The 14,568-nt window shown below is 68.5% G+C and carries 15 protein-coding genes; 4 read left to right on the plus strand and 11 right to left on the minus strand.

Translation table 11 applies throughout. From position 1 onward, the window contains the following. Positions 1-10: 10 nt before the first annotated feature. The gene (gene yajC / locus BST28_RS14800) at positions 11-319 is read right to left on the minus strand and encodes a preprotein translocase subunit YajC (protein WP_019736245.1); all 309 of its coding nucleotides are present in this window, start codon (positions 317-319) and stop codon (positions 11-13) included. Between the two features lie 175 nt (positions 320-494). Here yajC and BST28_RS14805 point away from each other — a divergent pair, with 175 nt between their 5' ends. Then, complete coding sequence (locus BST28_RS14805) at positions 495-815, plus strand: hypothetical protein (RefSeq protein WP_165758091.1); 321 nt, start codon at positions 495-497, stop codon at positions 813-815. Between the two features lie 47 nt (positions 816-862). Continuing rightward, on the plus strand, positions 863-2,203 hold the full coding sequence (gene gabT, locus BST28_RS14810) for a 4-aminobutyrate--2-oxoglutarate transaminase (protein WP_109560713.1): 1,341 nt from the start codon (positions 863-865) through the stop codon (positions 2,201-2,203). A 3-nt stretch (positions 2,204-2,206) separates the two neighbouring features. On the opposite strand, the gene ruvB is transcribed toward gabT, so the two are convergent. Genes ruvB through ruvC form a run of 3 tightly spaced genes read right to left on the minus strand, consistent with a single transcriptional unit; the run spans position 2,207 to position 4,400 of the window. Next, a complete protein-coding gene (ruvB, locus tag BST28_RS14815) occupies positions 2,207-3,259 on the minus strand; it encodes a Holliday junction branch migration DNA helicase RuvB (protein WP_083081644.1) in 1,053 nt (350 codons plus the stop codon). Continuing rightward, positions 3,256-3,846 (minus strand): Holliday junction branch migration protein RuvA, encoded by a 591-nt coding sequence (ruvA, locus tag BST28_RS14820; protein ID WP_083081646.1) that lies wholly within the window; start codon positions 3,844-3,846, stop codon positions 3,256-3,258. Before ruvA ends, ruvB begins: the two co-directional genes overlap by 4 nt. Next, positions 3,843-4,400 (minus strand): crossover junction endodeoxyribonuclease RuvC, encoded by a 558-nt coding sequence (ruvC, locus tag BST28_RS14825; RefSeq protein ID WP_083081647.1) that lies wholly within the window; start codon positions 4,398-4,400, stop codon positions 3,843-3,845. Before ruvC ends, ruvA begins: the two co-directional genes overlap by 4 nt. Positions 4,401-5,103: 703 nt before the next feature. On the opposite strand from ruvC, the gene BST28_RS14830 reads away from it, so the two are divergent. Then, complete coding sequence (locus BST28_RS14830) at positions 5,104-7,206, plus strand: arylsulfatase (RefSeq protein ID WP_083081648.1); 2,103 nt, start codon at positions 5,104-5,106, stop codon at positions 7,204-7,206. Positions 7,207-7,219: 13 nt separating this feature from the next. Here the strand turns inward: BST28_RS14830 and BST28_RS14835 are convergent, their stop codons facing one another. The 6 genes from BST28_RS14835 to BST28_RS14860 form a co-directional block, all read right to left on the minus strand. Next, positions 7,220-7,975, minus strand: a complete 756-nt coding sequence (locus BST28_RS14835) for a YebC/PmpR family DNA-binding transcriptional regulator (RefSeq protein ID WP_083081649.1) — start codon at positions 7,973-7,975, stop codon at positions 7,220-7,222. 52 nt (positions 7,976-8,027) lie between these two features. Beyond that, complete coding sequence (locus BST28_RS14840) at positions 8,028-9,389, minus strand: ABC1 kinase family protein (protein WP_083081650.1); 1,362 nt, start codon at positions 9,387-9,389, stop codon at positions 8,028-8,030. Between the two features lie 53 nt (positions 9,390-9,442). After that, positions 9,443-10,039 (minus strand): pyridoxal 5'-phosphate synthase glutaminase subunit PdxT, encoded by a 597-nt coding sequence (gene pdxT, locus BST28_RS14845; protein ID WP_083081651.1) that lies wholly within the window; start codon positions 10,037-10,039, stop codon positions 9,443-9,445. After that, entirely contained in the window at positions 10,036-10,881 is an 846-nt protein-coding gene (tesB, locus tag BST28_RS14850) for an acyl-CoA thioesterase II (RefSeq protein ID WP_019736433.1), read from the minus strand. Before tesB ends, pdxT begins: the two co-directional genes overlap by 4 nt. Before the next feature lie 9 nt (positions 10,882-10,890). After that, entirely contained in the window at positions 10,891-11,859 is a 969-nt protein-coding gene (gene pdxS, locus BST28_RS14855) for a pyridoxal 5'-phosphate synthase lyase subunit PdxS (protein ID WP_019736432.1), read from the minus strand. Positions 11,860-11,939: 80 nt separating this feature from the next. Next, a complete protein-coding gene (locus tag BST28_RS14860) occupies positions 11,940-12,602 on the minus strand; it encodes a TetR/AcrR family transcriptional regulator (RefSeq protein ID WP_043336097.1) in 663 nt (220 codons plus the stop codon). Positions 12,603-12,681: 79 nt separating this feature from the next. Here BST28_RS14860 and BST28_RS14865 point away from each other — a divergent pair, with 79 nt between their 5' ends. Further along, positions 12,682-13,470: a Coq4 family protein gene (locus BST28_RS14865; RefSeq protein WP_083081652.1), complete on the plus strand. Its 789-nt coding sequence runs from the start codon at positions 12,682-12,684 to the stop codon at positions 13,468-13,470. Between the two features lie 16 nt (positions 13,471-13,486). Here the strand turns inward: BST28_RS14865 and BST28_RS14870 are convergent, their stop codons facing one another. Next, positions 13,487-14,509: an alcohol dehydrogenase catalytic domain-containing protein gene (locus BST28_RS14870; RefSeq protein ID WP_083081654.1), complete on the minus strand. Its 1,023-nt coding sequence runs from the start codon at positions 14,507-14,509 to the stop codon at positions 13,487-13,489. Positions 14,510-14,568: the final 59 nt, after the last annotated feature.

Genomic DNA, 14,568 nt, shown 5'->3' on the forward strand with positions numbered 1-14,568 from the left:
GCGCCGGTGGCTAGACGTCTTCGGTGGCCTGCTCGACCGCTGCTTCGGCGGCAAACTCCTCGGGTTCGATCTTGTCGCGGATCGCCAGCTTCATCCAGGTGGTCACCACGCCGGGGGCGATCTCCAGATCGACGGTGTCATCGGTGATACCGGTGATGGTGGCCTCCAATCCGGAGGTGGTGTGAACACGGTCGCCCACCTGCAGTGACTCGTGCAGATCGATGGTGGCTTGCATCGCGCGCTTCTGCCGTCGCGAGGCGAAGAACATGAATGCGCCCATGACGATGAGCAGGGGCAGGAAGGCAACCATGTTGTTCATGACGACGACCGATCTTTCAATTCGTTCTTATTAGTCTTCGGCACCGGGCCAGGTATGACGGGCCGCTGCGATGACAACAGTGTGCCACTGTGTGTCGCGACTCCGAGTCGGTACCGCTGTTCGCCGCCTAGGCTGTGGGAAATCGTGGGTCAGGATGAGCGAGAAAGGTCGGCCGGTGAGAAACATCGCATATGGTCTGGCTACGGCCGTTGCATTCGCGGCAGCTCCGCTGGCGGTTGGGGCTTTCGCAGCGCCGGCCATCGGTTCGGCGGCGCCGCTGAATTGCCCGGACGGCCAGTACTGGGAGCCGAGCACCAACACCTGCATGCCACTGGGCCAGGGGCCGACGCCGCTGGACTGCCCGGGCGGCGAGTACTGGGAGCCGAGCACCAACACCTGCATGCCGCTGGGCCAGGGGCCGACCCCGTTGGACTGCCCGCCCGGCGAGTGGTGGAACCCCTTCGGCAACGCCTGCCGACCGCTCGGCCAGGTCTGACCCGCGGCAAGGACCGCCCCGGACCGCTAAGGAGACCGCCCATGTCTGTGCCGCCGCTGCCGCAGAGCCGTCACCTGGCCACCGAGATTCCCGGGCCCGGCTCGGTGCGGCTGGCCGGGCGCCGCGCGGCGGCCGTGGCGCGCGGGGTGGCCAGCACCATGCCGGTCTACGCCGCCCGCGCCACGGGGGGCATCGTCGAGGATGTCGACGGCAACCGGCTGATCGATCTGGGTTCGGGGATCGCGGTGACGACCGTCGGCAATGCCGCACCGCGCGTGGTCGAGGGGGTGCGCGAGCAGGTCGGCGCGTTCACCCACACCTGCTTCATGGTGACGCCCTACGAGGGGTATGTGGCCGTCGCCGAAGCGCTCAACCAGCTCACCCCGGGCAGTTTCGAGAAACGCTCGGTGCTGCTCAACTCCGGCGCCGAAGCCCTGGAGAACGCCGTCAAGATCGCCCGGTCCTACACGCGTAAGTCCGCGGTGGTGGCGTTCGACCACGGCTACCACGGCCGCACCAACCTGACCTTGGCTCTCACGGCCAAATCGATGCCCTACAAGAGCGGATTCGGGCCGTTCGCGCCCGATATCTACCGCGCTCCGGCGTCCTATCCCTACCGGGACGGGCTGATCGACAAGGAATTGGGCAGCGACGGCGAGCGGGCCGCCGAGCGCACCATCGGTGTCCTCGAGAACCAGGTCGGCGCCCACAACCTGGCCGCGCTGGTCATCGAGCCGATCCAGGGCGAGGGCGGGTTCATCGTTCCGGCGCCGGGTTTCCTGCCCGCGCTGCTGGCGTGGTGCCGCGACAACGACGTGGTGTTCATCGCCGATGAGGTGCAGACCGGCTTCGCGCGCACCGGGGCGATGTTCGCCTGCGAGCACGAACCCATCGCCCCGGACCTGATCTGCACCGCCAAGGGCATCGGCGGCGGGTTGCCGCTGTCGGCGGTCACCGGACGCGCCGACATCATGGACGCCCCTCAGGTCAGTGGCCTGGGCGGGACGTTCGGCGGCAACCCGGTGGCGTGCGCGGCGGCGCTGGGGGCGTTCGCCACCGTCGAGGCCGACGATCTGATCGGGCGGGCCCGGCACATCGAGCGAGTGGCCTTCGAGCGGCTGGGCCGGCTGCAGGCCGACGACGACCGCATCGGCGACGTCCGCGGCCGCGGCGCCATGATCGCCGTCGAATTGGTCCGGCCCGAGGACGCTGAACCCGACCCGGCACTGACCAAAGCGCTTGCCGCGGCGTGTCATCGGGCGGGTGTGATCGTGTTGACCTGCGGCACATTCGGCAACGTGTTGCGGCTGCTGCCGCCGTTGACCATCAGCGACGAACTTCTCGCCGAGGGCTTGGACGTGCTGGCCGGTGAACTGGCGAAGCTGTAGCGGTCAGTCGAACAGCTCGGGTTGCCCCAGTCCCCCCGCTGCGGCCGGCGGCACCATACCCAGATGCGTCCAGGCCGCCGATGTGGCGACGCGGCCCCGCGGGGTGCGGGCGACCATCCCGGCGCGCACCAGAAACGGCTCGCAGACCTCCTCGACGGTGGCCGCTTCCTCCCCCACCGCCACCGCCAGTGTGGACACCCCGACCGGCCCGCCACCGAAACTTCGGGTCAACGCCGAGAGCACCGCCCGGTCGAGACGGTCCAGCCCCAACTCGTCCACGTCGTAGACGGCCAGCGCGGCCTTCGCGACGTCGCGGGTGATCACCCCGTCGGCGCGCACCTCGGCGTAATCGCGGACCCGGCGCAACAGTCGGTTGGCGATCCGCGGGGTGCCACGGGATCGGCGCGCGACCTCGGCCGCGGCCTCGGCGCCCAGTTCGATGCCGAGGATCGTCGCCGAGCGCGCCAGCACCAGCTGCAATTCGGCCGGCTCGTAGAAATCCATGTGCGCGGTGAACCCGAACCGGTCCCGCAGCGGACCGGTCAGCGCCCCGGAGCGGGTGGTGGCGCCGACCAGAGTGAACGGCGCGACTTCCAGCGGGATGGAGGTCGCCCCCGGGCCTTTCCCGACCACGACGTCGACCCGGAAGTCCTCCATCGCCAGGTACAGCATCTCCTCGGCGGGCCGGGCGATGCGGTGGATCTCGTCGATGAACAGCACATCGTGCTCGACCAGATTCGACAGCATCGCCGCAAGGTCTCCGGCCCGCTCCAGCGCGGGCCCTGACGTCACCCGCAGGGAGCTGCCGAGTTCGCTGGCGATGATCATCGCCAGCGACGTCTTGCCCAGGCCGGGCGGACCGGACAGCAGGATGTGATCCGGTGTGCCGCCACGGTTCTTGGCGCCTTCGATCACCAGCTGTAACTGCTCGCGCACCCGGGGCTGGCCGATGAACTCTGCCAGGCTGCGTGGGCGCAGGCCGGCCTCGATATCGCCTTCGCCGACCGTCAACGCCGGCGACACCTCGCGGACTTCAGGCTCGTCGGGCTCGTTCACTTGGTCTTCCCCAGCCGGCTCAGCGCGGTCCGCAGGGCATCGGACGTGCTGACTTCAGGATCCTCGGCCAGCACCTTGTCGGTGGCCTCCTCCGCCTGCTTGGCGGCGAAGCCAAGCCCGACAAGGGCTTCGACGACCGGTGCGCGTACCGCGTGCCCGTTGAAGACGGCCCCATCGGATGCGGCGACCGGCCCGATCTTGTCGCGCAGCTCCAGCACCAGGCGTTCGGCACCACGCTTGCCGATGCCCGGCACCCGGGTCAGCGCGGTGACGTCGGAGTCGGCCAGCACCCGCCGCAGTGCGGTCGCGTCATAGACCGCCAGGGCGGCCTGGGCGATCTTGGGTCCGATCCCCGACACCCCGATCAATGTGAGGAACAGATCACGCGCGTCGGCGTCGGGAAAGCCATACAGCGTCATCGAATCCTCACGCACGATCATCGCGGTGATCAACCGGGTTTCGGTGCCGCGGCGCACCGTCGACAGTGTCGCCGGGGTGGCCATCACCTTGTAGCCGACTCCGGCCGCCTCGATCACCACATGGTCGAGGGCGATGTCGATGACCTCACCGCGCACCGAGGCGATCATGCCCGCGCCGCCTTGAGTTTGGCGGTGTAGCGGCGCCGCTGTTCGGCGGCCAGCGCCTCGGCGGCAGCCATCCGCGCGATCATCGGGGCGCGCCAGCAGTGGCAGATCGCCAGCGCCAGAGCGTCCGCCGCGTCGGCGGGCGTGGGCTTCTGCTGCAACCCGAGGATTCTGGTGACCATCGCCGTCACCTGCGCCTTGTCGGCCGACCCGTTGCCGGTGACTGCGGCTTTGACCTCGCTGGGGGTGTGGAAGTGCACCGCGATGCCGCGCTTGGCGGCCTGCAGGGCGATCACCCCGCCCGCCTGGGCGGTGCCCATCACGGTGGAGACGTTGTGCTGGGAGAACACCCGCTCGACGGCGATGACGTCTGGGCGATGGGTGTCCAGCCAGTGCTCGGCGGTGTCACTGATCGTCAACAACCGCTGCGGTAGCGGCTGATCGGCCGGGGTGCGCACCACGTCGACATCCAAGGCGGTGACCTGGCGTCCGCTGCCACCCTCGACCACCGACAGCCCACAGCGGGTCAGCCCGGGGTCGACACCCATCACGCGCACCGCACGCTCCCTACCGTAGTGAACACCTGTTCGAACAGTAGCCGTTGGGACCGACGCGCCCGGGTAGGACACGCGGGGCCGTGCCGGCAGATCCCTCGGCGCGCCCAAGCCTGCCCGAACGCCGGCCCCCCGGTCCTGCCCCAGCACCGATTCGCTCAGGATGATTTCAGCTCGGCGGCGGCCCCGACAGCACGACGCAGCGCGGCCACCCGGTGTCGCCGCAGCATCCGACGCGGTGACGGCAAGTCGCCTTCAGCCGATCACCACGACCTGCCTGAGCGATCCTGGCGACCGGCCGGCGAGGGCGGCACCGCCGGCGCGCCTGGCTGCTTCGCCCGTGCCGCCTATTCGACATGCCCTCTGCCGCAGCGGAATACATGTTCATAGCCGGTGTCAGGTACTACCGGAGGCCGCGATCCGCGGCCGCGGACGTCCCGCGGCGGTCCGTCGGACGGTCCGGCGCCGACCGGCGTCGCGCAGGGTGCGCGCCGTTTCGGTCCACCCCCGCAGCGGCGTGACCCCACTCCGGGAACGACGCCTGGTCACACCTGACTCACGCCGGCCCTCGACCGCCGTGACGCCGCCGAGGAGCGCAGGCTATCGATGACCACCGCCGCACCGACGCCTTTATCCATCCAGCGTCTGCGGCCCGACACCGTGGAGCGGCAGGCATCAGTTTCGACACGAAGAAGGCGAGGTACCGATGAGCCAGCACCCCCGGAAAGACGCCCCGAACGTCGTGGTGGTGGTGCTCGATGATCTCGGCTTCGCCCAATTCGCCTGCTTCGGTTCGGACATCTGCACTCCCACAGTCGACCGACTTGCAGCAGGGGGTTTGCGCTACAACAGCTTCCATGTGACAGGTATGTGCTCGCCCACCCGGGCGGCGTTACTCACCGGCCGCAACCACCATTCCGTCGGCATGGGTTTCCTCGCCGATCTGCCTGCTTCGCATCCGGGCTACACCGCACGCATCCCACGCTCAGCGGCGGCCCTCCCGCGGCTGCTGCGTGACTGCGGCTGGAGCACGATGGCGGTGGGCAAATGGCATCTGACCCCGCGGGGTGAACGCTCCGGTGCCGGACCGTTCGGACGCTGGCCGCTCGGCCTGGGTTTCGAACGCTTCTACGGTTTCCTTCGTGGTGACGCCAACCCGGTCGCGCCGGAATTGGTTCGGGACAACTCGTTCGTCGAGCCGCCCGCTGAACCCCAACACGGCTACCGGCTGACCGAAGACCTTGCCGACGAGGCGATCCGCATGGTGCTCAGCCAGCAGGCCGGCGCGCCGGGCAAGCCGTTCTTTCTCTATTTCGCTCCCGGTGCCCTGCGCTCATCACATCAGCTGGACCAGTCGCGGGCGGACGAATACGTGGGCAGGTTCGATGACGGCTGGGACCGCTGGCGCGACGAATCATTGATCCGCCAGGTGGCTTTGGGAATCGTTCCCGAGACGACCACAGTGACGCCCCGGCCGCCGTGGGTCCCGGCGTGGGACGATCTCAGTCGGGCCGAGCGCCGGCTCTACGCCCGTATGCACGAGGTGTACGCCGGCTTTGTGAGCCACACCGACGCCCAGATCGGCCGGTTGATCGACGTCCTCGAACGCACCGGGGTCCTCGACAACACCCTGATCTTGGTGCTCTCCGACAATGCGGCCGGCGCGCAGGGCGGTGTCGGCCCCTGGGGATGGGCGTGGGCCGGCAACACGCCGTTCCGGCTGTGGAAGCGTCACGGTTGGGTCGGCGGAAGCCGTGTCCCCCTTATCGCCCATTGGCCGAAACATATCCGCGACTACGGCGGTACCCGAGCACAATTCGCGCATGCGATCGACCTGGTGCCCACGGTGCTCGATGCCTGCACGGTGGATGCTCCCGAGGTCGTCGACGGTGTCACCCAATCTCGGTTGCACGGCGCGAGCCTGCTGGCGACGTTCGCCGATCCTGCCGCTCCCGACCCGCGGTCCGTCCAGTATTTCGAGATGCTGGGGTCGCGGTCGATCTTCGCCGACGGTTGGAAAGCGACCACCGATCACGACGGCGTGAAGGATGCGCAACTCCTGCTGCCGGGCAACCGTGATCTCGACGAAGACCGCTGGTCGCTGTTCCGCCTCGACGAGGACTTCTCCGAGTCCCGCGACGTCGCGTCGGAGCATCCCGAGGTGCTCGAGCGTCTCAAACAGCAATGGTCGGCCGAGGCCGAAGCCAATAATGTTCTCCCGCTTTGCGAATCGCTGATCGATCGGCTGTCTGCCGCGACCGAGTTGCAATACCCTCGGCGGGTCACCCTTTCTCCCGGCGGCGGCCCGGTGTCCGATGAGGCTTTGCCGTTGCTGGTGGGGGGCGGCCGAATCATGGCTGATGCCGAGGTCGCCGACACGGGTGCCGGCGGGGTGTTGTTCGCCATCGGTGACCGCAACGGCGGCCTGGTCGCCTATGCGATCGGGGGACAACTCAAGCTCGCGGTCGCACTGCCCCGTGAAACGCTCACCCTGCAGTCCGACCAGCAGCTACCCCCGGGAGCGCACCGCCTCGGCTGTGTGCTGAAGCCGGTGTCCGGCGGAGTGCGCGCCGACCTTGTCGTCGACGACGCCGTGGTCGCCAGCGGCTCGGCCGGGTGTCCGCTTCCGTTCGTCTGGCAGCACGGCGGCTCCCAACTGACACTCGGCTACGACCGCGGTCTACCGGTCTGCGACGACTATCTGCCACCGTTCGGCTGGAACGGCGCCCTGCGGGCGGTCACCGTGGAAGCCGGACCGTTCGAGATCACGCAACCGGACCTGATGCCGACGGCTGCGCGAGCCGACTGACGCCCGGGCCTGCTCAGTCCTCGGCCAGTTCGGCCAGCACCTCGTCGGACAGCTCGACGTTGGTCCACACGTTCTGGACGTCGTCGCTGTCCTCGAGCGCCTCGACCAGCTTGAACACCTTACGAGCGCCCTCGACGTCCACCGCGACACTGACCGACGGCTGAAAACTCGCCTCGGCCGACTCATAGTCGATCCCGGCGTCGACCAGCGCGGTACGCACCGCCACCAGGTCACCCGGCTCGGAGATCACCTCGAAGCTCTCCCCCAGGTCGTTGACGTCCTCAGCACCGGCATCCAGCACCGCCACCAACACGTCGTCCTCGGTCAACCCGTTCTTCTCCAGCGTCACCGTCCCCTTGCGGGAAAACAGGTAGGCGACCGATCCCGGGTCAGCCATCGTGCCCCCGTTACGCGTCATCGCCACCCGCACCTCACTGGCGGCACGATTGCGGTTATCGGTCAGACACTCGATGAGCACCGCGACCCCGTTGGGTCCATAGCCCTCATAGGTGATCGTCTGGTAGTCCGCCCCACCGGCCTCCTCGCCGGCACCACGCTTGCGGGCCCGCTCGATGTTGTCGTTGGGCACCGAATTCTTCTTCGCCTTCTGGATGGCGTCATACAACGTCGGATTACCCGACGGATCACCACCACCAACCCGTGCCGCAACCTCGATATTCTTGATCAGCCGAGCAAAATTCTTGCCCCGACGAGCATCGATAACGGCCTTCTTGTGTTTGGTGGTGGCCCACTTGGAATGGCCGCTCATCAGTTGCCTACCTCACTGTCAAATCAAAAACTTCGCCCGACGAGTCTACGTGTCAGCCCTGCTCGCGCGCCGGGGGCTGGTTCGGCGGGAAGAATCCGGGCACCCATCGTTCGATCAGTGCGGCGTAGTCGACGTGGGCGTCCAGCTGCACCGCGACACCCAGCAAACCGCCCAGCGTGCGCAGCAACATGACGTAGCCGGCCGGAATGGTCAACTGGCGGGCCATCTTGAATCGGTCGCCGAAGCCTTCCGCCAGCGGATCGGTGGTGACCAGCGCCGATTTCTGGAACCACTTGCGGGTGAAGTGGAACTCCCCCGACCGCAGCGGGTCGATGTAGGGCCACAGCGGCTGGATGTACTCCACCAGCTGCTCGCCGCTGAGGTCATAGTCGGCCGGCATGAAGCCGAGCTGCTTGAGCAGCCGGATCACCTCGTCCCACTGCTCGTCACGCGCCCAGCACAGCAGTTCGGCGAACTCCGGGGGGATTCCGCCGGGATGTTCGGCGACCGCGCCGAAGTCGATGACGGCCAGCCGCCCGTCGGGCAGCAGCATGAAGTTGCCCGGGTGCGGGTCGGCATGCACCAGCCCGACCCGCACCGGGGAGCTCAAGGTGAACTCCAGCAGCAGCGCGCACGCCGAGTCCCGCTCCTGTTTGGTGCCACTGCTGATGACCGCAGACAGGCGCCGGCCTTCAACCCACTCCGAGACAATGACTTTCGGTGCGCTGGCGACCACCGCGGGCACGAAGAACTTCGGGTCACCGGCGAAAGCCTTGGCAAAGGCGCGCTGATTGTCGGCCTCGCGACGGTATTCCAGTTCGGCTTCCAGAGTGTCGTTGATCTCCGAGACCAGCCGGTCCACGTCCGCGCCGGGTACGACTTGCTTGGCGACCCAATTGAACCGCTGAATCAGCTTGAGGTCGGCGCGCAGCGCCTCGTCGGCACCGGGATATTGGATTTTCACGGCGACGTCGCGGCCGTCCTTCCAGACCGCCCGATGCACCTGCCCGATGCTCGCCGATGCCGCGGGGGTGTCGTCGAAGGACGCGAAGCGCTCCCGCCATCGGGTGCCGAGCTGGGCGTCGAGCACCCGGTGCACCTTGGCCGCCGGAAGCGGCGGGGCCTCGCTTTGCAGCTTGACCAGCGCCTCGCGGAAGGGCTCGGCGAACTGCGGTGGGATCGCGGCCTCCATCACCGACAGCGCCTGGCCGACCTTCATCGCGCCGCCCTTGAGCTCGCCGAGCACCTTGAACATCTCGTCGGCGGCCTTCTCCAAAAGCTCGGCGTTGACCTCGTCCTTGGTCTTGCCGGTCATCCGCTTGCCCACGCCCAGCGCTGCGCGGCCCGCGACCCCGGCCGGGAGGCTGGCCAGCTTTACCGCGCGCCGAAAACCGCCCCGCGCAAGATCTGCCATGCCAACATCATGCCTGGCCGGTGCCTGCGACGGTATTTTTTGGTCAGCGGCGGTCAGGCTTTCTCGGTGACGATGTCCACGAACAGTCGATGGATCCGGCGATCGCCGGTCACCTCCGGATGAAACGAGGTGGCCAGCACCGCTTCCTGCCGTACCGCAACCGGGTGTCCGGCGGCTTGGGCCAACACCTCGACCCCCGGCCCGATCCGCTCCACCCAGGGCGCCCGGATGAAGACCGCGTGCACCGGACCGTCGAGGCCGGCGAAGTCCACGTCGCCCTCGAAGGAGTCGACCTGGCGGCCAAAGGCGTTGCGCCGCACGGTCATGTCTATCCCCGACAACGGGACGGCGGCGCGCCCCTGCGCTCCTGCGTCGATGATCTCGCTGGCCAGCAGGATCATGCCCGCGCAGGATCCGTAGGCCGGCATCCCGCCGGCCAGTCGGGCCCGCAGCGGCTCGATCAACTCCAGCTCGCGCAGCAGATGACTCATGGTGGTCGACTCGCCACCGGGAATCAGCAGGGCGTCGACGGCGTCGAGCTCCGCGTGGCGGCGCACCGGCACCGAGTCGGCGCCAACGGCATTCAGCGCGGCGAGGTGTTCGCGGACGTCGCCCTGCAGGGCGAGGACGCCGATGCGCGGATTGCTCACCGGCCGGCCGGGTGGTGCCCGGACGGGTACCGGGTCAGCCCTTCCTGCATGACGGCCGCCACCATGTCTCCGGATCGGTTGTAGATCTTGCCCTGGGTGAGCGACCGGCCGGCATTCGCCGACGGCGACGACTGGTCATAGAGCAGCCATTCGTCGGCCCGGAAGGGCCGCATGAACCACATCGCATGGTCCAGCGACGCCACCTGCAGTAGATCGCGCTCGTCGGGGTGGATCGACCAGGAGGCGCCGAGCAGGGTCAGGTCGCTCATGTAGGCCAGCGCACAGATGTGCAACACCGGATCGTCGGGCAGGGGTTCGCGGTGACGGAACCAGACCTGCTGCTCGGCGACCTTGCCCGGGATGTGCGGCAACAGTTCGGCCGGCACCCGGCGCAGTTCCCACTCGGCGAACGCCTTGAAGCCCTCGTCGTCGAAGGCCTTCATGGCGGCGATGTCGGGCAGGTCCGTCGGGTCGGGTGCGTCGGGCATCACATCCTGGTGTGCGATGCCGCGTTGCTCGCTCTGGAACGACGCCGACATGTTGAAGATCGTCTCGCCGTGTTGCACCGCGTTGACCCGACGGGTGCAGAACGAACCGCCGTCACGCACCCGCTCGACGAGAAATACCGTGGGCGCCCTGGCATCTCCGGGTCGCAGGAAGTAGCCGTGCAGTGAATGGACCCGGAATCGCGGGTCCACGGTGCGTACCGCCGACACCAGGGCCTGACCGGCGACGTGCCCGCCGAAGGTGCGCTGATGGTTGGCGGAGAGCGGACTGAACACGCTACCGCGATAGATGTTGACCTCGAGTTGCTCGAGATCGAGGATCTCTTCGATCGCCACGGAGAATGTCTACCAGCCGCGTTCGGCGAGCCGGTGCGGTTGTGCGATGTCCTCGACGTTGATGCCGACCATCGCCTCGCCCAACCCGCGCGACACCCGGGCCAGCACATCAGGGTCGTCATAGAAGGTGGTGGCTTTGACGATGGCGGCCGCGCGCGCCGCCGGATCACCGGACTTGAAGATGCCCGAACCCACGAACACACCCTCGGCGCCGAGCTGCATCATCATCGCCGCGTCGGCCGGCGTCGCGATGCCCCCGGCGGTGAACAGCGTCACCGGCAGCTTGCCGGCCTTGGCGACTTCGGCGACCAGGTCGTAAGGCGCCTGCAATTCTTTTGCCGCGACGAATAATTCGTCTTCAGACAGTGACGTGAGCCGGCGGATCTCGCCGCCGATGGCACGCATGTGGGTGGTGGCGTTGGAGACGTCCCCGGTTCCGGCCTCACCTTTGGAGCGGATCATGGCCGCTCCCTCGGTGATCCGGCGCAGCGCCTCACCCAGGTTGGTCGCGCCGCACACGAACGGAACGGTGAACTGCCACTTGTCGATGTGGTGCTGATAGTCGGCCGGGGTGAGGACCTCCGACTCGTCGATGTAGTCCACTCCGAGGCTCTGCAGGATCTGCGCTTCGACGAAGTGGCCGATGCGCGCCTTGGCCATCACCGGGATGGTCACCGCGGAGATGATGCTCTCGATCATGTCCGGGTCGCTCATCCGCGACACCCCGCCCTGGGCGCGGATGTCGGCGGGCACCCGCTCCAGCGCCATCACCGCGACGGCGCCGGCGCCCTCCGCGATGCGGGCCTGCTCGGGCGTGACGACGTCCATGATGACGCCGCCCTTGAGCATCTCGGCCATGCCGCGCTTGACCCGCGCTGTTCCGGTCTGTCCGCCGGCTGTATTAAGGCGCCGCTGCTCCGCATCGCTTTGCGCTGCGTCGTCGTCGGCGCGCGAGCCGTTCTGGGCCGCGCTGTCCACTGAATGCTTCTCCTCGCTCGTGATACTCGCCCAGTGTAGTGGGCGCCCGCGACCCGATTTTCGGCGTCGCACCCGCGGGACTATTCCTGCAACGCGAAGACCGGACCTGCCGGCGGCGGGTCGGCCATCAACGCCGGCAACACGAACACCTGCACGTAGCGGCGGACCCGGTCGGCGTCGTGGGCGCCGGGAATGAGTCCCAGCAGCAGCCCGAGCGCAACCGACAGTACGAAGCGGGCGGCATCACCGGGGCGAAGCCCGGGCCGCAACTGCTCGCCGGCCTGCTCGAACCCGATCTCGTAGAGGCCCGCCAACAACTCGCTGAGGGTCACCGACCGGGCGATCAGTGCCGCGACGTTGCCCTCGTCGCTGTGCTCGGAGATCACCCGCAGCAAGGGATCGTGGGCGACTTCGGTAGCCACCAGCACCAGCGACTCCGTCACCAGGACGCCCGGGTCGGTCGCCGGTTGCAGCCGGGTGGTGATCTCGGCGATCTTGCGGGCGGCGACCCGCACCACCAAGGCGTCGAGCAGCTCGTCCCGGGTGGCGAAGTGGCGGTAGATCACCGCCCGGGTGTAGCCGGCCTCGCGCGCGATCACCTGCATGGTCGAGGCTCGATAGCCGCGGCGAGCGAAGGAGCGCTCCGCGGCGTCCAACAACAGCTCTCGGGCGTGCTCGGGGGGGTTACCGCCGCCGGGTGGTCGGCCCCGCCGCCGCACCGTCATGTCCGGCCCGCTCGGCATATATGGACATCTTCATTCATTTGTCTATTATTAGCCTCACTGCATTCCCCGCGCGTTACCGACGGAGGAGTTGGTCGGCATGGCTGCGACATACACGGGCGTACCCGAGCAGCGGGATTGGCGGGCGGTGTTCGGTTCCTGGCGCCTGCTGGCCAACCCGGGAAAGAACGGAAGCTCTGCCTTCGACCTGATCGTGGGCCTCGCGGCGCCGATCCTGGCGCGCAGCTATCACCAGTTGCGGGCCCATCCCAACGGCCGGCGGCTGTTCGCCGAGAAACCGGATCTGTTGGCGCTGCTGGGCGACGACGACTATCTGGCCTCGCTCCCGGTGGGATCGCTGGGCCACGCCTACCGCTCGTTTCTGCGCACCAACCGGCTCGATGCCGGGGTATTCGACGTGGACACGGTGATCCGGCCGATCGCCGAGCGCCGCGGCTGGGACGAGGATTTCTTTTTCATGATGCGGCGCGGCACCGCCCTGCACGACATGTTCCACACCCTCGGCGGTTACGGGCCGGACATGGGAGGAGAGTTCGGCAACCTCGGCTTCCACTGCGGGCAGATGGAGCCCTCCGGTGCGCTCAAAGCGCTCAGCCTCGGCCTGCTCGGGTCGGTGATCCCCGCCTCGCCGAGCCGCAAGCTGCGCTATTTTCGCGAGGCGGTACGCCGCGGGCAACGGGCCGACAACCTGATGGCCGCCCCCTACGAGGAGCTCCTGGATCAGCCGATCGACAAGGTCCGGGCCCTGCTGGGGGTGGAGCCGACGTCTCGCGCCCACCCCGAGGGGCACCTGTTCATCGGGTGGATGCCGCCGGGGATGACGCCCCCCACGCGCTGGGACTACGACGCGACGCTGCGCAGCGCCTGACCGGCCGGTCGGCTGCTCACATGGTCAGCACCATGCGGTAGCGCGCCCGGCCCTGCTCCATGGCGGCATACGCCTCGGCGGCCTGGGCCAGCGGCCGCTCTTCGACGCGGGCCCGCACCCCCGACAGCACCGCGAAGGCCATGGTCTCCTCGATATCGCGCGCCGTGCCCGACGGGTGGCCGGTGATGCTGACCCCCGGGGTGATCAGTTGAACGGGCGCGATCGGTAGCGGATCGGCGGTGACCCCGATGGTGATGAGTTCCCCGCGCGGCGCCAAGCCGCCGACGGTGTCGGCCATCGCTCGCGAGTTGGCCGCGGTGGCCAGCACCACCGCCACTCCCCCCAGCGCGGCCATCGCCTGGGCTACGTCCCCGGCGGTCGAGTCGATGTAGTGGTGGGCGCCGAGCGCGCGGGCATCGGCTTCCTTGGCGGCGCCGCGCGCGACCGCGATCGTCTCGAAGCCCATCGCGGCGGCGAACTGCACGCCCAGGTGCCCCAGCCCGCCCAGCCCGAGCACGGCGACCCGGTCGCCGGGCCGGGCCTTCGTCGACCGCAGTGCGTGGTACGTGGTCACCCCGGCACAGCCCATCGGTGCGGCCTCGACCAGGGACAACTCCTCGGGGATCCGGGCCAGGGCGTTGGCCGGCACCGTCACCGATTCGGCGTAGCCGCCCGGGTAGTGCCAGCTGGGTACCTGCCCATTGGCGCAATGAATGAAATCGCCTTTGCGACAAGGAATGCAGTGATTGCAGTTTCCGCCGAACCAACCGACCGCGACCCGCTCGCCGACCTGCCAGTCCGTCACACCCGAGCCCAGTTCGGCGATGGTGCCGGCGATCTCGTGCCCGAGCGTCACCGGCCAGGACATCGCGGGGAAGCCACCGTTGACGAAGGCCTGGTCGGTACCGCAGACACCGCATGCGGCCACGGCGATCCGGACCTGGCCGGGGCCCGGTGCGGGGGTGTCGACGTCGACCAGAGTCAGTGACGCGCCGGCGGACGGTACCTGAACGGCGCGATGGGATCGCTTGGCAGTCACCCGTCCAGGCTAGGCGGGGTGGCTTACCGCCAGGGGGGTTTTCCCGCCCGGGGCGCCGC

This window comes from Mycolicibacter kumamotonensis (assembly GCF_002086285.1).
In the GTDB taxonomy this organism is placed as follows: Bacteria; Actinomycetota; Actinomycetes; order Mycobacteriales; family Mycobacteriaceae; genus Mycobacterium; species Mycobacterium kumamotonense.